We start from the raw sequence: 19799 nt of genomic DNA on the forward strand, positions 1-19799 counted from the left end.
GTGGGCGGCTTCAGAGCCGTTCGATAATGCTGACGTTGGCCTGGCCGCCGCCTTCGCACATGGTTTGCAGCCCATAACGCCCGCCCGTGCGCTCCAGCGAGTGCAGCAGGGTGGTCATCAATCGCGCACCGGTGGCCCCCAGTGGATGCCCAAGAGCAATGGCGCCGCCATTGACGTTGGTACTGGCCGGGTCGTAATCGAGCTCCTTGGCCCAGGCCATAACCACTGAGGCGAAGGCTTCGTTGATTTCCACCAGGTCGATGTCAGCCATGCGCATGCCGGCCTTATTCAGCGCCGCACGGGTCGCCGCAATCGGTGCCGTGAGGTGCCAGATCGGATCATCACCGAGCACCGACAAATGATGAATGCGCGCCCGGGGTGTCAGGTTGTAGCGTTTGAGCGCCGCTTCCGAAACCACCAGCAACGCCGCCGAGGCGTCACAAGTCTGGCTCGATACGGCCGCGGTGATCGACGGAAATTCCGCGCTCACCGGCTCCAGGCTGGCCATTTTTTCCAGGCTGCTGATGCGCGGCGTCTCATCAAAATCCAGGCCTTCGCAGGCCACGATCTCGCTGGCGAAGTAACCGGCATCAGCGGCCGCGAGAGCACGTCGATGGCTTTCCAGCGCGAACACTTCCATGTCCGCGCGGCTGATTTTCCAGTGATCGGCGATGCGCTGTGCGGCGTAGAACTGATTCACCGGCTGATTGCCGAAACGCGCCTGCCAGCCTTTGCTGCCGGAAAACGGGTCGCTGAAACCCAGGGGCTGACCCGCGAGCATCGCCGATGAAATCGGTATCCGGGTCATGGTCTGCACACCGCCGACCGCCACCACATCCTGCATGCCACTCATGACCGCCTGGGCTGCAAAGTGCAGCGCCTGCTGGGACGAGCCGCACTGACGGTCAACGGTGGTGCCCGGCACATTCAACGGCAGGCCGGCGGCTAGCCAACTGGTGCGGGCAATGTCGCCTGCTTGCGATCCGATGGCGTCGACACACCCGAAAATGACGTCGTCATAGTCTTCGGCGGGAATGCCATTGCGTTCGACCAGCGCTTTCAACACATGGGCGCCCAGATCGATGGCATGCACATGGGCCAGACCGCCCTTGCGCTTGCCCGTGGGACTGCGCAGGGCATCGACTATATAAGCTTGGGGCATGGCTCAGTCCTCGAAAGTGGCACCCGGCCCAAGCCGGGCTTCGTCGCTGAACACATAGGCAGCGACGCGGGATTTGTGGGTGGCGCGGTCGCCCCAGGACGGGTCCAGGGACCAGGCACGTTTCATGAACATCTGCAGATCGACTTCCCAGGTGTAACCCATGGCGCCATGCACCTGAATGCCATGCCGCGCCGCCAGCCAACTGGCGTCGCAGCAGGCCAGCCGGGCTTGCGAGACATAGACGTCGACATTGCGCTCGCCCCTGGCCAGTGCGTGGGCCGCGCGATAGAGCACGGGCTTGGCGAACTCGATCTTGCTGGCGACATCCGCAAGGTGGTGCTTGACCGCCTGGAAACTGCCGATCGGCTTGCCGAATTGTTTACGCTGAGCCACGTAGTCCACCGACAGATCGAGGATGCGTTGAGCCAGTCCCAACAGTTGACCGGCCACCGACAAGGCGCCTCGATTCAAGGTGTCGGCCCACACCGCACGCCCCTGCTCGCCGTCGATCAACAAGGTGTCGCGGCCAGGCTGCCAGGTCACCCGACCAAGGCGGCGGGACGCATCGATACTGGCATTAGCCTGCACATCGACCTGCGCCCGCGGCACCGCATGCACTTCATCGCCGTGGGCCAGGATCAGCCACTCGGCCAGGGCCGCGTCGGCCACCAGCGGGTTGATCGGATGCCCGATGGCCACGCGCACGCTGCCATCGGCGATGCGCGGCAACAGACTGGCCTTCACCGGGTTGTCAGCCGGAAGGCCATTGAGCAGGCCGGTCACCACATAGGCGGTATCGGCCAGCGAGTCGGGGATGGCGTAGTAACCCAGTTCCTGGGTCATCAACGACCAAGCCACATCGTCCATGCCCAAGCCGCCGAACTGCTCGGGCACCGACAACGCTGTCAGGCCTTGCTCGGCGATCTTGCCGCGCAATTCCGCCGAGCGCCCGACGTCGGTTTCCCAGATTTCGCGCAGCATCTCGGGGGCAGCCTCGGTCATCAGGAAACGACTGATGGCCTCACGAAACGTGAGCTGATCATCGGTAAAGGTAAAGTCCATGGCCGGCTCCTATTTCGGCAGACCGAGCATTCGCTCGGCGATGATGTTGCGCTGGATTTCGTTGGTGCCGGCGTAGATCGGCCCGGCTTGCGCGAACAGGAAACCGTCAAGCCAGGCACCGCCCGGCGCTTGCGGCGCGCTGTTCAACAACTCGCCGTGCGCGCCGAGGATGCGCATGGCGGTGTCATGCATCTTCAGGTCGAGTTCCGACCAGATGATTTTGTTGATGCTCGACTCGGCGCCGATCTGCGCACCACGACTCATGCGTCCGACGGTGTGATAGGACGACAGCGCATAACCTTCGGCGCCGAGCCAGGCATCGACGACCGCCTCGCGAATGCTCGGGTCGCGATCGGCGCTCTCGCGGTGGGCCTTGTAAAGCTCCACCAACTTGCGCGCCGTGGCCTGGAAACGTGCGGGCGAGCGCAACAGCAAACCCCGCTCAAAACCGGCGGTGGCCATTGCCACATGCCAACCCTGGCCTTCGGCGCCGATGCAGTTCTCGACCGGTACGCGCACATCGTCGAAGAACACTTCAGCGAAGGTATTCTTGCCGTTGAGTGCCCGGATCGGTCGAATGGTCACTCCAGGTGTATCGAGCGGCACCATTAAGAACGACAAACCGTTGTGCCGGGTCGAGGTCGGGTCGCTGCGAAACAGGCCGAACAGCCAGTCGGCAAACAAGGCGCGGCTGGACCAGGTTTTCTGGCCGTTGAGCACATAGTGATCGCCATCGCGAATAGCCTTGCTGGTGATCGCGGCCATGTCTGAGCCGGCATTCGGTTCTGACCAGCCCTGGGCCCACATGTCGACACTGGACGCCATGCGCGGCAAAAAGCGCTGCTTCTGTGCCGTGGTGCCGAATTCCATCAGGGTCGGTCCGAGCAGCAACTGGCCGTTCTGGTTGATGCGCATCGGCGCATCGGCACCGTAGTACTCCTCTTCGAAAATCAGCCACTCGATCAGGTCGCAACCACGGCCGCCATATTCCTTGGGCCACATGACCATCGACAGGCGTTGTTCGAACAACTTCGCCTCCCAGGCGCGATGCTGCTCGAACCCTTCACGGGTGTCGTAGTTGGCCAGGGGCGTCGTCGGCTGATTGGCCGCCAGCCACTCGCGGACCTCCTGACGGAAGGCCTTTTGCTTCGGGGTATAAGCTAGTTCCATGGCAGCCTCTCAGAACTTCGCGTCGCGTTTTTCGACGAAGGCGCGGCGGGTTTCAGCAGAATCCGGACTGGTGTAGGCCTGCAGGGTGAAGCCCTGCTCCCAGCGGTACTTGTCTTCCAGGTTGCCGTCTTCGATACCGTTGAGGGCTTCCTTGGCCAGCCGGATCATCGCCGGACTCTTGGCCGCAATTTTGGCGGCGATTTCAAGGGCGGTTTCGCGCAGTTGTTCCTTGGGCACCACACGTTCGATAAAGCCGTACTGCGCAGCTTCGGCGGCGCCGATCTTGTCGCCGGTGAAGAACAGATAACGGACCTTTTGCACCGGGAACAAACGCTGCAGATGCGCACCGCCGCCCATGGCCCCGCGATCCACTTCAGGCAAGGCGAAGGTGGCGCACTCAGAGGCCACGACAATGTCGGCTGCGCCGGTAATGCCGATTCCACCGCCGAGGACAAAGCCATGCACGGCGACAATCACCGGCACCGGGGTGCGGTGCACGGCCTTGAACGCCGCATAGTTACCGGCGTTGACTGCCACGATTTTGTCGGGGTGGGCGTCCAGTTCCTTGATGTCGACACCGGCGCAGAAACCGCGCCCCTCGGCTCGAATCACAATCACCCGGACATCCGGGTCGGCGCCCAGCGCTTCGATCTGTTCGGCCAGGTCCATCCATTCCTGGCTGGCCAGGGCGTTGACCGGCGGTTTGGCAATGACCAACTCGGCAATGCCCGCGTCGATCTGTGTCGTAAATGCTTGACTCATGCGTGTCTTCTCCAGTGCTCAGCGGGCCTGTTCAATTCAAGGTGGGCTTCAGTTTTCCTGCGCCCGTGCAGGCGTGTGCTCGCAATGGCGAGCCACCAGGGCATCCAGGCAGCGCTCGGCCTGCTCGGCTATTTCTTCGATCACTTGCTGGCAACTTTTCAGTTCACCAATGGCGGCGGCCACCTGACCGCTGGGCAAGATGCCCTCGTCCGGCACGCCATCGATCATCGAGCGCTGCAGCAGCACCGGCTGGTTGGCGGCCATGACGGTTTGCGACACCGCGCCGGGGTCTTCCTTGAAGGCCTGGCGCAGCACGCCGAACAGATGGCCCAGACTCATGCCGGTCTGCTGTTTCCACTTCCAGGCACTGCGCAAGGCGATGCGCAGGCGCCCAATGGGGCCGGCCTGCTCCAGACGATTGATGAACGGGTTCTCGATCATGCGGTGGCGCATGCCATCGACCGCCGTGGTCACCCGCACCAACTGCGGGTCGCTGACCTTGAGGTAATGCACCAGGGTCGCCGAAGGCGTCGGTGAGTCACGGGTCATCAGGAACCGCGTACCCATGGCGATGCCCACGGCGCCGGCCGCCAGTGCTCCAGCGAGACCACGACCGGTGGAATAACCCCCGGCAGCAATCACCGGAACCGACACCGCATCGAGCACCTGGGGCAGGAGGATCGAACTGGGCACACCACCGGTATGACCACCGCCCTCACCGCCCTGGATGGTGATCATGTCAGCGCCCAGTTCCACGGCCTTGAGGGCATGCTTGAGCGCCCCAACCGTCGGGATGCACAACACGCCGGCTGCCTTGAAACGGGCAATGGTCTGTTTGTCCGGACCACGGCCATAGCTGACCGCGCGCAAGCGATAGCGGATCGCAAGGTCAACGCACTGCGCGGCGTTTTCCTGGAACATGTGGAAGTTCAGGCCAAAATTGCTGCCACCGGTGGCGGCAATCACCTTGTTGATTTCGCGCTCCAGCGCATCGGCGGCAATCGTCGCCCCGGCGAGAAAACCGAAACCACCCGCCCGGGTCGTCGCGATCACCAGGTTGGCGTCAGCGACCCAGCCCATGGCGGTCTGCACAATCGGGTAGCGGCACCCCAGGGCTTCAGTCAGCGGCGTGGACATCCAGCGGCTCATGCCTGCTCTCCACTGGCGGCGGCCTTATTGGCCTGAGCCATGGCCTTGGCATCGAAACCGCCGAGCTTGTCACCCGACAGCAACTCGTTGTGCGCGTGGGCGAAGTGGTGCCAGGCGAAGGCGGCGTCCATGGCGGTGCGCTTGCCCTGCAGGTCTTCAACGTGGTTGATCGCCTGCTTGGTCAGGGCCAGACCCATGCGCGGTTGTCGCGCAATGTTGGCCGCCAGCGCATAAGTGCCCTCTTCAAGCGCCTCGCGAGACATGACCCGATTGACCATGCCCATCTGGTAAGCGCGCTCGGCGCTCATGCGATCGCCAGTGAACAGGAACTCCTTGGCGATACGCGGATTGAGCTCATAGGGATGGGCAAAATACTCCACCCCCGGAATGCCCATGCGCACCACCGGGTCCTGGAAAAACGCATCGTCGCTCGCCACGATCAGGTCGCAGACCCAGGCCAGCATCAACCCTCCGGCGACACAGGCACCCTGGACCATGGCAATGGTAGGCTTGGGCAGTTCACGCCAACGCCGACACATGCCCAGGTAAACCTCCTGCTCGCGGGCATAGAGTTGCTCGCCACCGGGCTTGTTGGTGTGGTCCCACCACAGGTGCGCGCGCTCGAACGGTTTGTTGATGTCCCGCCCCGGCGTGCCGATGTCGTGGCCGGCGGAAAAGTGCTTGCCTGCCCCGCGCAGCATAATGACTTTGACCGCGTCATCGTTGACCGCCTGGCGAAACGCAGCGTCCAGTGCATAGGTCATCTGCGAGTTCTGCGCATTGTTGAAGCCTGGCCGGTTCATGGTCAGTGTGGCGATACCGTCCGCCACGGCGTACAACACCGGTTCCTGCGTTTCGTAGACTGAATGGTCTTCACGCTGGACGAATTCACTGTCAGGGCTGTTCATGCTCATGTCCCTCGCCTTAGGCCGCGCGAATGCCGGCTGGATTGCCCTTGATCGCCGCACTGCGGTAATCATGGGGATCGAGTCGACGGATCAGTGCCAGTTGCTCGGGCGTCGGGTGCACGGTTTCCTTGAGCGATGGCGACTTGAGCAACGGGAAGCCGGTGCTTTCCTGCACCTCTTCAAAGGTCACGCCAGGGTGCAGGCTGCGCACCTGGACAGCACGGTCCGGGCCGTCGAAATCCATCACGCATAAGTTGGTGATGATCAAGCGGATATCCATCAGGTCGCGCCGCACCCCTTCTGGCCAGCGCTCGGCCTTGAAGCCAACGCCGGAGACCATGTCCACTTCACCGCTGACAAACACGCGGGCGTTATGGTTGGGCACAAAGAACGAGTTGATGTGGTTGATGCTGTTGCCGGGCAAGCCGCGCACACCGAGCATGGCGGCTTTGGGCTTGTGGTAATCGCCCACGCAAGACAGGTTGCTCTGGCCCCAGCGGTCGATCTGGGTCGGGCCGATCATGGCGTGGCGACGGCCACCCCAGACGCACTCGAACACCCGCTCGAAGTTCAGCGAACCGGAGTACTTGGGCACGAAATCGCCCCGTGGCCCCAACGGGATCGGCTCTTCGACCAGGTAGGCCTCGCTGTCGGTCATCAGCAATTGCGGACTGTGGCTGAGCTTGGCCAGACTCGCGCCCAGACGCGGGATCACGCCCAACCCCGAAGCGATCAATTCGCCGTTGTCGCGCCAGGCTTCGCTGGCCGCGACGATCATCAATTCGGCGAGGGTAAATTCACAGGTAGTCGACATTTTCATCCTCCTCAGAACACCGGCAGGGCCAGGGAGCCCATGCGTTCGGCACCGCCGTTTTTATCCAGATAGGCCCGCTCGCCCGCCGCCACATACTCCTCGACATAGGCTTGCCAGCCGCCCTCTTCAGCGGCACTGGCGGCATAGCGTTTGAGATGACTCAGGTCCCAGCCATATTCGGGCTGGCAGGCAGTCGGATGGGCGCCAAACGGTGCGTGAATCACCCCGCTGACCAGGTAGCGTTCGAAGGTGTTGCAACGGGCCTGCTCGGCGCTCAGTTCCAGGCGCTCGTGCAGCTGTTCGCAAGACACGAAACACTGCTGGGCAGCGCGTGCGAACAGATGATCGAAGTACGGGTCCGGGCCGGTGACCAAGGTGTTGCCCAAGCGGTCGGCTACGTTGACGTGAACAAAGGCCACGTCCAGGTTCAGCGCCGGCATTGCCAGCAGCACCTCGCCGTCGGCATAGGGCGATTGAATGGTCTTGAGTTCGGGGTTCAGGCGCGTGACATCGGTGGCCAGGCCACAGCGGGTCGGCAAAAACGGCAAGCGCATGGCCGCTGCACGCAGCCCCCACTGGAACATGCCCTCATCGACCTCCATCAACTCCAGCCCACCGGCTTCGCGCGCTTTGCGGTAGTAGGGTTCCAGCGGGATGGCGTCGAGGGTGGCAAAGCCGAACACCAGCTTCTTGACCTTGCCGGCCGCGCAGAGCATGCCGACTTCCGGTCCACCGTAAGCGACCACTGTCAGGTCCTTCACATCGGATCGCAGAATCTCGCGGACCACCGCCATCGGTTTGCGCCGCGGGCCCCAACCACCGAAGCCGATGGTCATGCCATCGCGCAGTTGCGCTACCGCATCAGCGGCCGTCATTTGCTTGTTCATTGCTCATCTCCTTGTTGCTGGCCGACGGAAAAGTCATGCCCCCACAGGCTCACGCGGGTGAATTCGAAGGCCGAGTGCTCAGCCCAGTCCACTTGCAGGCCGCCGTAGCCGTACTCGAGGTCGAAACCGGACGGGGTCTTCATGTAAAACGAGGTCATCAGGTCATTGAGGTGCTGGCCGAGGGTGGCCGAGAGCGGCACCTGATGGGCCAGGCGCCGGTCATGGGCGCGCCCCACTTCGGTCATCGAGTCCACTTCCACCATCACGTGCACGCAACCCGAAGGCACCGCGAACTCCGCCAGCGCCAGCGAGTGATGGCGACTGTTGCGGCAATGCAGGAAATGGATACGAATCGGCGGGGCTGACGGATCGGGGCGGAAATTGAAGATGTCCGACAGTTCGAACCCCAGCACCTCCTTGGCGAATGCCAGGGTGGCGTCGAAGTTCGGCGCTGGCAGCACGGTGTGCCCCAGGCCCATGTCACCGGTGATAAAACGCGGCACGCCTTGTGGCGAGACAAAGGGCAGGCAGTCAGAACGATGGCCCCAGCTCAGCTCGTGACGATTGCCGGACGGATCAAGAACACTGACCAGAGCCTGCACGCCACGCTGCTCGATCTCGACAGCCGTGCCCGGCTCCCAGCGCACCGCGTTCTGATCCAGCGTTTTCAACGCGGCGTTGAAAGCCCGTTCGCTGGCCAGCTCCCAGCCAGACGCCAGGTAACCCGCCCCCGCCCCTTCGACGATCAGCATGCGAAACGGTCGTTCATCCATCTTCACGTGCAATCCGCCACCGGGCGCGGGCAGCACCATCATGCCCAACACGTCTTCGGCATAACGTTGCCACTGACTGAGATTTTCGATTTGAGCGACGAAGTAACTCAGCCCCCGAATATCCATCATGCCCTGCTCCTCAATGACTGGACCTTTATTGGTCTTCATTGTGCTGAGGAGGGGCAACTGCATCATCGTCCGTTGAGACTAAGCATCTGATCTATCGGGGAAAGGGATATCGGGTGAGATCCTTGTTGAATATGCCGGCCCAATCGTGAGCAACCCCACTCCCACAGGGGATTTTTGGTCGAACACAGATTTTGTAGTCACTGCGGTTCACTGTGGGAGTGAGCCTGCTCGCGATGAGGCCGGCACATCCAAAGTTACGGTGACTGACACACCGCCATCGCTGGCAAGCCAGCTCCCACAGTGATCGTGTGTTGGCTTTGGAATTTGGGGCTATGGCAGGTATTGCGCAGCGGGTAAACCGGCAAGGATGCCGGTTTAGACGCGGGGCAATACCTGCGTTCGGGTACACCGAGCCCAGGCGAGGTGCCAAGTGGTGGGGCAGGAAGCGCTTGGTTACTTGGCGCTTTTCCAAGTGACCCGCTGTCAGAGCGGAACCTATGGAAGCCGTTACCGAAAGAATGGATATGCACACAAGACAAGATCAAAAGATCGCAGCCTCGTTTCACTCGACAGCTCCTACACAGCTCCTGCACACGCAACTCCTTCACCACCTTTCGAGATGGCGAAATCACATGTACAGGATCACCAGGTCATTAATGACCGAAGGACGATCACTGCCCACCACATGCGTGTTCACTTCCAGCGTAAGCTGCGTACCACGCTTCACCTGCGCCACCTGCTTGACCCTGGCACGTGCATGTATCCGCGACCCGGCGGGTACCGGCGCCGGGAAACGCAAGCGATCCGAGCCATAGTTGACCATGGTGCCGTAGCCGGTGATCTCATAACCCAGCTTCAGCTTGAGCCGCGACTGCAGGATTTGCACCAGCGCACCATGGGCGATGGTGCCGCCGAACGGGCTGTCCTTGCGCGCACGCTCAGGGTCGGTGTGAATCCAGTAGTCATCGCCCGACAACAAAGCAAAGGCATCGATCAAGGCCTGATCGATAACAATTTCGTTGCTCCAGTCGCTGAACGTTTCGCTGACCAGGCTCTGCAGCGCCGCCTCATCATCCATGGCAATCAGGCGCGCAGGCGCAACCTCAGATGGCTCCACTGCTTGTGTTTGAGGCGCCCCGGTCCAGCGCTGCAACGCGTCGCTGTCCTGCTCCAGTCCGGTAAAGCGCAGCAAGCGGGTTCCCTTTGCGTCGACCTCGGCAAACACCGGTTTGAGACGCATGCCGATGCGAATCTGATCCTCCTCAAGCCCCACCAGCGTGGTGTTGATGCGCACCCCTTCATCCAGCTCGATAACCGCCAGTTTCTGCGGCATTTCATCGGCGAAGTCCGGCAACGTGGCGACGCGGGCGATGGTAAAGCTGTACAGGCTCGCGCCGCCGCTGACCTCGCGCCAGGCCAGGTCGTGGGCCAGGCAAATCGGGCAGTGCCGGCGCGGGTAGAACACCCAGTGGTCGCAAGCGTTGCACTGCTGGATCAACAGCCGCTGCGCTTTGAGTCCTTCCCAGAACGGGGCAGATATTTCGGTCGGCACCGGCATTGGTTTGTTGTTCGACATGCTGGTCATGCTCCCTGAAGAATCAACGCGGCCTGCTCACTCATCACGCCACCGGTCCCGGAGACGTAGACGGCGTCGCATCGCTTGAGTTGGCGCTCACCCGCTTCACCACTGATCTGAGTCACGGCTTCGATCACCTGTGACATCCCCCCGGCGGCGCCGGCCTGGCCGAAGCTGAGCTGGCCACCGTGGGTGTTCATCGGGAAATCGCCGCGCCAGGTCAGGTCATGCTCGCGAACGAAATGCATGCCTTCGCCCTTGGTACAAAAGCCGGCATCTTCCAGGGTCAACAACGCGGTGATGGTGTAGCAGTCGTAGATTTGCGCCGCATCGACATCCGCAGGTTTGAGGCCGGCCATGTCGAAGGCACGACGCGAGGCTGGACCAATCGGGGTGTTGAGCATGTCTTTTGCGTACGAGGGCGACTTGAACGCCAGGTGCTCGCCGAAGCCAGTGATGAATGCCGGCCGTTTGCGCGCACGGGCCGCGACCTCTTTGGAGGCAATGATCATGGCAGCACCGCCGGCCACGGGCATGACGATTTCGAGAATGTGCAACGGATCGGCAACGCGCTTGCTCGCCAGCACCTGTTCGATGGTCAGGGGCTGACCGTAGAACATGGCTTGCGGGTTGGCCAAGGCGTTGGTGCGCTGGTCCACCGCAATCTTGGCCATGGCCACCGGGTCGTAACCGTACTGCGCGGCATAGCGCTGGGCGATCATCGCGTAGCCGGTGTTCTGGCCCATGTGCCCGTAAGGCAAATCAAACTCTGCCTCCGGGGCGCCGAACGCGGTGCTGTGGCCGCCGTAGCGCATGGCACGGGCCATCGCGCCAGGATCTTCATCAGGCCCCATCGGCGCCAGACGCGCCGGTAGCACGCACAGCACGGCCTGGCACAAGCCCAGCTCGATCGCCGCAGCCGCGCGCCAGACCATGCCCACCGAGGTGCAACCACCCAGGTCGACCACTTCGGCAAAATTCAGGTTCAAGCCCAGGTACTCGGCGGCCATGGCCGGCACGAACACCGAAGCTTCATGGAAATGCGGGCCGTTGATTACCAGACCGTCTAGGTCTTCGGCACGCAAGCCCGCATCCCGCAGCGCTTGCGCCGCCAGGTCGGCCACCTGTTCGAGGTGGAACATTCTCGGTGCAGTGGCGTACTTTTCCGGTTTGTATTGAGCGGCGCCGACAATCGCCGCATGACCTTTGAGACCCATGTATCCCCCATTCGAAGGCTGTGTGCTTCAGGTTTTTTGTCTTGCGACCATGCCACAACTGCGGCGGCAAGTGATCGTCCATTTTGACTAGGCGCCTGCGACGCCAGGGTTGACTCAACCCTGGCGCCAGCACAGTCATCAGAAGCTGTATTTCACCGAGAACGTGCCGTAGTCACGGTCGGCCAGCATGCGCTTGACCGGGTCCGCGTCCCCCAGGTAACTGGTGACCCGCAGGGCGACTTCCAGGTTGCCCAGGTACTTGAAGGTAGTGCCCAGGCTCAGCCGGCGATCGCCCTGCAACCCGGAGATGGTCCCGGCCATCGGCGTGGCGCCGCTGAACACGTTGGAGAAGTTGACCGGTACTTCCAGGTCCCAGCCTCTGAACACGCCCGGGTAGCTGAAGGAGGCGCCCACGGTGTAGGCGCTGGACGTCTTGCTGCGCCAGCCCGAGGCGTTCTTGTAGGTGTAGTCATCGGACGGTTGCACCAACGGCCGCATGGACGGAATCAGGCTGTTGCCCAGCGCTTGCAGGTTCGGCGCCGCCGAGGCTTCATCCACGCTGTCGACGCGGACATGCACGATTTCGGCTGTCAGCGAGGTCTGGCTCGCCCATGGCCGGTCACCGAGGATACGGATAGCCGACAGTTGCATCTGCTGGCCCTTGCCACGGGTCGGCGTCGCCCCCAGGCCGGTATTGACCATCACCGGGGCACCGTCGCGATAGGACCATTCGCCGCCGATCTGGGTTTCGCCGATCTTGGTCGATGCGCTGATCCCGGTCAGTTTGATGTCTTCAAAGTAGGTAATGCGATAGCCATCCGGCGTCCCGAAAAACGCGCCAGGACCTGCGGGGACGGCCTGATAACCGACCAGTGCGGTGGCCGGATTCTTGTCATGATAATTGACGTGGAACAGCGACAACTCAAGGGCCGGCACCGGACGAAAACGTACTTGAACCCCCCACTGTCCGCTGTCGCGGGGTTCATCAGTGCCTTTGTAGTTGATCCGCGTGCCGTTGGCGTTGAGGATGAATTCACGTCCTGGCCCGACCACATCACTGGTCGACAGGTAGCTGCCGACTGGCGGCAGTTCAGTGCCCATCCATTCGTATTGCACATACGCGCCAAAGGTCAGCTGCGGGTTCAACCGGTAGGAAGCCGAAACCTGCCCGACCGGCAACAGCACTTCCTTGACCTCGACCCCTGGTTGCGCTGCCTTGACCGCATCGGACGGGTTCTGCACGCCACTGACACCTGGGTAGAAAAGGCTTTCACCCCACGACTCGATGTGGCGCCCGGCCTTGACGTCGAGCATCGAATCATTGTCGAAGCGCCAGCCGTTGAACACGTAGGCGTCAAGGAATTTGCTGCGGCCACCGCTGTAGTATTTGGTGTCGCTGGTGAACTCATTGTGATCTCCGGTCTTGTTGACCGTGGACGGTGAATCGTTGTCATTGGAGCGGTGGTAAACATCATCGTAGAACGTACTGGCACGCAGCACCGCGCCGTAGGTGTCCTTGCGCACGATCATCTCGGCCAGGGCACCCACGCGGTTGGTGACCAGGCTGCCCTTGTCGAAGTTGCGGTCGCCGTCATCGGCGTTGCGCGTCAACAGCGCGTTATCCGGGTCGGACAAACGCACCCCCAGCCCATAGCTGGTGGTCACGGTCCAGTCGATCGTCGCCCCGTTATCGAACTCGATGGTTTCACCTGACCATGCGGGCGTGGACACCAGTGCGATCGCCGCCACCAGACCCGATACTTCGAAGCCCGATACACCTGGGCCCGCACCATTTTTGTTGTTTTTATTAGTCACACTGCCTCTCCCGATTAACGACCTGTTGGCCGCGCAAAGTGCTGGAACGTCACTGCTTCACTTCTTCGTTACTACCTGTGGCCCGCTCAGAGCTGCCCTAGCACGGACTGAGCGGTGACCCCTTCAGGCGTGCGTCCGTAACGGAACACGCCCGCTGTTTCTTCACGCACCAACTGGCCTTGCGCGATGAGGTAATTGACGTGGGCCAGGGTTTCGCCAATGGCCATCAATTCGTCGAAGCGCCCTTTGACCGTCGGAAACAGCACCGCCATCAACTGCATGGCCGTACGCGGTTCCGCGCAGGCGTCGAGCATGCGCTGCAAGTGCACCTGGTGATGGTCGCGGAGCTGGTCCAGGCGCAGATGCAGATTGAAAAACGGACGCTCATGCGCCGGCAGCACCAGCACGCTATCGGGCACAGAGCGCAGGCTTTCGACCGATTCCAGCCAGTCGCGCAATGGATCGGCATCGGGCTCGGTCACCTGGACGCAGACACTGGACGTGATGCGTGGCAGCACCTGATCGCCGGAGATCAGCAGGTTGTCTTCAGCGCAGTACAGGCAGGCATGTTCCGGTGAATGGCCGCGACCAATGCGCACCTCCCAACTGCGCCCGCCTATGGTCAACTGACTGCCTTCGCTCAGGCGCCGAAAGCTGGTCGGCACCTGTGGGCGAAAATGGGCTGATCCCAACAGCGGAAACAACGCCTCGGTCTGCTCGGTGGTGAAACCCGCACGCCGATAGTGCTCGTGAAAGGCCCAGCGGCTGCCGTCATCGCTCTGGTTGCCCAACTGATGCATGGCCTGGTATTCGCTGGCACTCATGAACACCGGGCACTGGAAGCGTTCGCTCAACCAGCCGAGTACCCCGACATGATCCGAGTGAAAGTGCGTGCAAATCACCGCGACCAGGGGTAAGCCACCCAGCGCGGTGTCGAATAGCGCTTCCCAGACTTCACGGGTCTGATCGTTGTTCAGCCCGGTATCGACCGCCACCCAGCCATCGCCATGGCGCAACAGGTACAGGTTGATATGGTCGAGGCCGAACGGCAGCGGCATGCGCAGCCACAGCAGTCCCTCGGCGACCTGCTGAACCGCGCCGTTTTCCGGCGGCTGGGGCCAGGGAAAGCGCAGGCCCGCGCGCCATTCGTGCCCGTGGGCGTCGAGGTTACTCACTGGCGTCACCCGCGAAGGCGGCCAGGCCAACCCGCTCGAGAACTTCCGGGCTGTACGGCACGTAGCTGCCACTGCTTTCGTCGCGGACGAACATGGGATCGCTGAACGCCGTCGGCGAATAGCCCTGGCGCTGCAGGTCCACCTTGCGCAACTTGAAAGTGCTGGTCAGATCGGCAGCCGCTGATACGCGCACAAAAACCGGCGCGGCATAGCGTGGCAAACGCGCCTGCGTCAGCGCGTAAAACGCTTCGGGATCGAAGGTGTGGCCCGGCTGCATCAAGACCGCCGCCATACCGGCGCGCCCCTCTTGCCCAGGCACCTGCACACCATAAATGTTGATCAGTTCGAGCCCGGCGAAGTCTCCCAGCGCCGCCACTACTTCCAGCGTGGAGACGTTTTCGCTCTTCCAGCGGAAGGTGTCGCCGATGCGGTCGATGGAATAAAGGTAGCCGTCCTCGTCGAAACGCAGCAGGTCACCCGAGCTCCACCAGGCATCCCCTTGGACGAACACATTGCGGCGAATTTTGCTGTCGGTGGCCGCCGCCGAGGTGTAGCCCTCGAAGCGTCCGCCGCCGATCTCGGGATGGCTGATGATGAAGCCCAGGGCTTCGCCGACTTCTCCCTCCTCGCACAACTGGTAGAAGCCGTTTTCGTCCCGTGGATGGGTGTCGGTTTCAACGTCGTAGCGCACCAGCCGCAGGTTGCTCTTTTCCCAGAACGGAATACGCCCACAGGCGCCGATGTAGTTGTCGACGTTGACTACATTGGTATTGGACTCGGTCGAACCCCAGCCCTCGAACACCTGGATCGGCCCGAAGCGATGAACCCAGTTCTGCCAGGTTTCACGGGATAAGCCGGCGCCTAGCATGCAGCGCAGACCGTGCTCACGCTCGCCGGGAACTTCAGGCTGGTTGAGCAGGTAGCGACAGATTTCCCCGATGTACTGGAACACGCTGATGTGGTGCTTGCGCACGTCGCTCCAGAACTCGCGGACACTGAATTTACGTCGCACCACAATTGCCGCGCCGGTTTTCAGCGCCGTGGAGGTCACGGACGTGGCGGCGGCACCGTGGTACAGCGGCAGGCAGCAATAGAACACGTCTTGCGGCGTGGTCTGCAGGGTGATTTCCATGATGTCGCCGGTCGACATCCAGCGCATGTGGCTGTAACGCGCCGCTTTGGGCAGGCCCGTGGTGCCCGAGGTAAAAATCAGCAGGCTCGGGGTCTCGGCGCTGAGGTCGGCGCGCAGGTCTCGTGGAAATGGCGTGGCCGGTGCCACCGCCAGCGCTTCACCCAAGCGTGTATCAACCTGCGCAGGCGTGGCGCTCGTATACGGTTGCTCGGGATCCTCCACCAGCCACAACGGCAACGGCGGCAAGCCTTCAGTGGAGAGAAAATTGCCCAGCACTTCTTCACCAACGATCACGGCCTTGGCGGTAATCGCCTCCAGGGCATGCACCAACGGCTGTCCGCTGACCTGGGTGTTGACGAACCCCACCACCACACCCAGTTTGACCAGGCCGAACCAGCAACAGAAAAACGCCGGGCGGTTTTCCATGGCCAGCGCGCAGACATCGCCAGGACGCAAACCGCGCGCATAAAAGACGTGGGCCAATCGGTCGGCCTGGGCGTTGATGTCGGCAAAACTCAGCCGCTGCTCGCCATAGATAATGAAAGGCCGCTCGCCGTGGCGCCGGGCCTGTTCTTCAAGGCGATCGGCCAGGGTATAGCGGTCCGCCGGTTTGATCCGCGCGCTGGCTTCGGCCCGGCGATCAAGGATGGCCTGAGTCTGCTCGCGCGGCACGACCCCGCGATCGTCACTGGACAGCAGGCTGGCGTTATTGAAATTGTTCATCCCTACCTCCGATAAAACCGATTGTTCATGCAGTCGCCTGGGTTCGATTCGGATAGTCCGAATAGCCACGCGATCCCTTGGTATAAAGTGTTTTGCGGTCGAAACCGGCCAATGGCAGGCCCGCGCGCAGACGCTCGACCAGGTCTGGGTTGCCGATGAAATGCCGGGCAAACGACACCGCCGCGCCCTGCCCGCTTTCCAGTGCAGCGATGGCTGAAGGGCCGTCGAATCCGTCGTTGAGAATCAGTGCGCTGCGGCTGTGACTGCGGGCCAGGGCAAAGGCATCCAGCTCCGCCAGCGGCGAGCGCATGATGTGCAGATACGCCAGGCCGAGCGGCTCGATCTGCCGGCACAGGGCTTGCGCGGTACCGGCCGGGTCAGCGTCGCTGATGTCGTTGTACGGGTTGCCTGGGCACAGTCGCAGTCCCACGCGTCCAGGCCCGATGGCCGTGGCCATCGCCGCCAGCACCTCGGCGGCAAAGCGCACCCGGTTCTCCACCGTGCCGCCATAGCCATCGTTGCGTCGGTTGCTGCCGGACGCCATGAACTGCATGGGCAGGTAGCCGCTGGTGCAATGCAGCTCGACTCCCTCGAAGCCGGCTTCGCGGGCATTCAAGGCAGCGCGCCGGTAGTGCTCGATGACCTCGGCAATGCCTTCCAGGCTTAACGCTTGCGGTTCATCGGTGTCGACCAGCCCGGCGCCGTCACAGAACGCTCCATCGCTGTACAACTGCACCCGCGCGCGCAGTGCCGACGGCGCGACGGTTCGGGCGCCGGTGGGTTTGTTTTGCCAACTGGCGGCACGGCCCACGTGCATCAGCTGCAGCACCATCTGCCCACCGGCGTTGTTGACCGCACGGGTGACCTGGCGCCATCCCTCGATCTGCTCGCGGTCATAAATGGCCGGCGTGCGGCAATAGCCCAGGCCATCAGCCGACGGCGCCGTGCCTTCGGCAATGATTAGCCCGGCACTGGCGCGCTGGCGGTAGTAGTCGACCATTTCTGCCGTCGGCACGGCTTGCGCGCTGGCGCGGCTGCGGGTCATCGGCGCCATGACAATACGGTTGCCCAGCTCCAGCTCGCCCAGACGCAGGGGTTCAAACAAAATGCTCATTGCATATCCTCAGCGCACACGGATCTTCGGTGCCGCAGCACCGCGTCGCAGGGTGGCTAGAAAGTGTTCCAGGGGCGCGGCAGGGGCGACGTCGGGCAACTGATCCTTGTCCGGGCGTTTGGCCCAGAATTCGGCCCAGGACGGGAACAGGTCATGGAAGCTGCCGGCGTAGGGTTCGCGTCCCGGCCAGCGGATTTTTCGCTCGCCGATGGGCGGCTTGTTGAGGTCGCTGGCGTACCAGTAGCAAGGCAGGCGGCGGCGGAAATACCAGCGGCCATCGATGCGCTGGTAGTCATCCCAATAGAGCATCTGCATGGTGACCCACTCCGGGCCCGTCTCATGCTCGTTCTTGGAATACACCACACCCACGGCGTTGTCGGCGTCGAGCAGCTCAATGATGTGTTGGCCCAGGTGATGCGACGTGCCGCTGAACTGATCGCGCAACGTGGCGTCGACCCACGCCTTGAGGTGCGCGCGGCCGGTCTTTTCGCGACCCACGCGAATGTCTTCGGCGAACAGGTTGACGTGGGCATCGAGGTCGCGCATGTCCAGGGACAGCGAATATTTCGCCGCCAGCTGACGTATTTCTTCAATCGATTCAAGCCGGTCGATACGGGCCAGTAAAGCGTTCGGCTCCATGCTCATCACTCCAGCACCGTATAAAGTTCCGAACTGCGCCCGCCATCCACCGGCACACACGCGCCGGTGATGTAGGACGCCTCGTCACTGGCCAGGAACAAAATCGCATTGGCCACTTCCCGCGCCTGGCCGATGCGCCGCAGCGGGATCAACTTTTCGGTATTGCCGCGCGCCTTTTCGTCCGACAGCATGCCCGCCGTGGCCGGAGTTTCGATGACGCCGGGGACCACCACATTGCAGCGAATCTTGTTCGCGGCCCCTTCACTGGCGGCGGCGCGACTGAAGTTGATCACCGCCGCCTTGGCCGCCGAATAGCCGGCCATCCAGGGCGTACCGAACAATCCGCAGATGGAACTGATGTTGACGATGGCACCGCCACCCTGGGCTTTCATCAGCGACATGGCTGTGCGGGTACCCCAGAACGTGCCGTCCACGGTGGTACTGAAGTTGGCGTGCCAGTCGGCGGTGCTGGTGGTGTCGATGGCGCCCCAGGTGTAGGCCATGGCGTTGTTGACGAGGATGTCCAGACGTCCGTGGTGGCGGGCTGCCGCTTCAATCGCGCCGACATACGCGTGTTCGTCGCTGACATCGGCAACACACCAGTGCGCCTGGCCGCCGGCGTCGCGGATAGCGCTCGCCATTGCTTCCAAAGGCGCCTCAGTGCGCCCGCAGAGGACCACGGTCGCGCCCTCTTCGGCAAAGCGCCAGGCCGTGGCTGCTCCGATGCCGGAACTGGCACCGGTGATAAAAGCGATCTTGCCTTGCACTCGCTTGCTCATTCGCTGCTCCCGGTTCATATGAAGGCCATGCCGCCGTTGACGGCAAGGTTCTGACCGGTGATGAAGCTGGCGTCTTCGCTTGCCAGAAACACCGCGGCGCGAGCGATCTCGTCTGCTTCGCCCATACGGCCCAGCGGGATGGCCTTGAGCATGCTTTGCATCCAGTCATCGGGGATGCCGGCCATCATTGGCGTGTTGGTCGGCCCCGGTACCAGGGTGTTGACGCGGATGCCGCTGGCCGCCAACTCGCGAGCCATGCTGCGGGTCAGCCCCATCACCCCGGCCTTGGCAGCGCAGTAATGACTTGGGCCTTCTCCGGTCATGGCTGCAGTGCTGGAAATGTTGATGACGGCGCCCCGGCTGTCGTGTTTTTGCATCAGGCGCACACCTTCACGGCTGCACAGAAAGGTGCCCGTGAGGTTGACGCCAATGACCCGCTGCCAATGCTCGTCCGGGGTGTCGACAAAGGCATCGACCGAGCCGACGCCCGCGTTATTGACCAGGATGTCGAGACCGCCAAAACGCGCCTCGATCATTTCCATGGCCGCGGCCACCGAGGCGCTGTCGGCGACGTTGCAAGCCAGCGCCAGCGCCTGTTCACCGAGGCCTTCGATCGTCTGCTGCGCTGCCTGCAGGTTGATGTCGGCCGCCACCACCCGTGCGCCGGCCTGGGCAAAGCACTGGGCAATCGCCCGGCCCATGCCTTGCCCGGCACCCGTGATCAGGGCCACTTTGTTCGCTAACTTCATCGTTGTTCTCCCGCACGCCTTGGGCTACCCCGATCGCCGGCACTGTTGGCCGGGTGATCGAGCA

General features: G+C 62.5%; 18 protein-coding genes. All 18 read right to left on the reverse strand.

What is annotated here, in order from left to right; all coding sequences use genetic code 11:
- Positions 1 to 10: 10 nt before the first annotated feature.
- The 18 genes from AC3ZVB_RS04760 to AC3ZVB_RS04845 all read right to left on the reverse strand — a co-directional run bounded on the left by AC3ZVB_RS04760 (position 11) and on the right by AC3ZVB_RS04845 (position 19735).
- On the reverse strand, positions 11 to 1162 hold the full coding sequence (locus AC3ZVB_RS04760) for an acetyl-CoA C-acetyltransferase (RefSeq protein ID WP_490145893.1): 1152 nt from the start codon (positions 1160 to 1162) through the stop codon (positions 11 to 13).
- Between the two features lie 3 nt (positions 1163 to 1165).
- The gene (locus AC3ZVB_RS04765; RefSeq protein WP_490145894.1) at positions 1166 to 2224 is read right to left on the reverse strand and encodes an acyl-CoA dehydrogenase family protein; all 1059 of its coding nucleotides are present in this window, start codon (positions 2222 to 2224) and stop codon (positions 1166 to 1168) included.
- Between the two features lie 9 nt (positions 2225 to 2233).
- The gene (locus AC3ZVB_RS04770) at positions 2234 to 3394 is read right to left on the reverse strand and encodes an acyl-CoA dehydrogenase family protein (RefSeq protein ID WP_490145895.1); all 1161 of its coding nucleotides are present in this window, start codon (positions 3392 to 3394) and stop codon (positions 2234 to 2236) included.
- Between the two features lie 9 nt (positions 3395 to 3403).
- On the reverse strand, positions 3404 to 4156 hold the full coding sequence (locus AC3ZVB_RS04775; protein WP_490145896.1) for an enoyl-CoA hydratase family protein: 753 nt from the start codon (positions 4154 to 4156) through the stop codon (positions 3404 to 3406).
- A gap of 48 nt (positions 4157 to 4204) precedes the next feature.
- The gene (locus AC3ZVB_RS04780) at positions 4205 to 5305 is read right to left on the reverse strand and encodes an NAD(P)H-dependent flavin oxidoreductase (RefSeq protein WP_490145897.1); all 1101 of its coding nucleotides are present in this window, start codon (positions 5303 to 5305) and stop codon (positions 4205 to 4207) included.
- Positions 5302 to 6213, reverse strand: coding sequence for an enoyl-CoA hydratase (locus AC3ZVB_RS04785; RefSeq protein WP_490145898.1), 912 nt, complete (start codon positions 6211 to 6213; stop codon positions 5302 to 5304). The genes AC3ZVB_RS04780 and AC3ZVB_RS04785 overlap by 4 nt, the downstream gene beginning before the upstream one ends.
- Before the next feature lie 16 nt (positions 6214 to 6229).
- A complete protein-coding gene (locus AC3ZVB_RS04790) occupies positions 6230 to 7027 on the reverse strand; it encodes a CoA-transferase subunit beta (RefSeq protein WP_490145899.1) in 798 nt (265 codons plus the stop codon).
- Positions 7028 to 7038: 11 nt separating this feature from the next.
- Positions 7039 to 7914, reverse strand: coding sequence for a CoA transferase subunit A (locus tag AC3ZVB_RS04795; protein ID WP_490145900.1), 876 nt, complete (start codon positions 7912 to 7914; stop codon positions 7039 to 7041).
- Positions 7911 to 8816 (reverse strand): VOC family protein, encoded by a 906-nt coding sequence (locus AC3ZVB_RS04800; RefSeq protein WP_490145901.1) that lies wholly within the window; start codon positions 8814 to 8816, stop codon positions 7911 to 7913. Before AC3ZVB_RS04800 ends, AC3ZVB_RS04795 begins: the two co-directional genes overlap by 4 nt.
- 628 nt (positions 8817 to 9444) lie before the next feature.
- Complete coding sequence (locus tag AC3ZVB_RS04805; protein ID WP_490145902.1) at positions 9445 to 10392, reverse strand: bifunctional OB-fold nucleic acid binding domain-containing protein/MaoC family dehydratase; 948 nt, start codon at positions 10390 to 10392, stop codon at positions 9445 to 9447.
- 5 nt (positions 10393 to 10397) lie between these two features.
- A complete protein-coding gene (locus tag AC3ZVB_RS04810; protein ID WP_490145903.1) occupies positions 10398 to 11609 on the reverse strand; it encodes a thiolase family protein in 1212 nt (403 codons plus the stop codon).
- A gap of 138 nt (positions 11610 to 11747) precedes the next feature.
- Entirely contained in the window at positions 11748 to 13424 is a 1677-nt protein-coding gene (locus AC3ZVB_RS04815) for a DUF1302 domain-containing protein (protein ID WP_490145904.1), read from the reverse strand.
- Between the two features lie 86 nt (positions 13425 to 13510).
- Entirely contained in the window at positions 13511 to 14599 is a 1089-nt protein-coding gene (locus AC3ZVB_RS04820) for an MBL fold metallo-hydrolase (protein ID WP_490145905.1), read from the reverse strand.
- The gene (locus AC3ZVB_RS04825) at positions 14592 to 16454 is read right to left on the reverse strand and encodes a long-chain-acyl-CoA synthetase (protein WP_490145906.1); all 1863 of its coding nucleotides are present in this window, start codon (positions 16452 to 16454) and stop codon (positions 14592 to 14594) included. The genes AC3ZVB_RS04820 and AC3ZVB_RS04825 overlap by 8 nt, the downstream gene beginning before the upstream one ends.
- Before the next feature lie 25 nt (positions 16455 to 16479).
- Entirely contained in the window at positions 16480 to 17568 is a 1089-nt protein-coding gene (locus AC3ZVB_RS04830; protein ID WP_490145907.1) for an alkene reductase, read from the reverse strand.
- A gap of 9 nt (positions 17569 to 17577) precedes the next feature.
- A complete protein-coding gene (locus tag AC3ZVB_RS04835; RefSeq protein WP_194690292.1) occupies positions 17578 to 18207 on the reverse strand; it encodes a nuclear transport factor 2 family protein in 630 nt (209 codons plus the stop codon).
- 5 nt (positions 18208 to 18212) lie between these two features.
- The gene (locus AC3ZVB_RS04840; protein WP_490145908.1) at positions 18213 to 18986 is read right to left on the reverse strand and encodes an SDR family NAD(P)-dependent oxidoreductase; all 774 of its coding nucleotides are present in this window, start codon (positions 18984 to 18986) and stop codon (positions 18213 to 18215) included.
- 14 nt (positions 18987 to 19000) lie between these two features.
- A complete protein-coding gene (locus tag AC3ZVB_RS04845; protein WP_490145909.1) occupies positions 19001 to 19735 on the reverse strand; it encodes an SDR family NAD(P)-dependent oxidoreductase in 735 nt (244 codons plus the stop codon).
- Positions 19736 to 19799: the final 64 nt, after the last annotated feature.

This window comes from Pseudomonas sp. MDV22-iso1 (assembly GCF_058145095.1).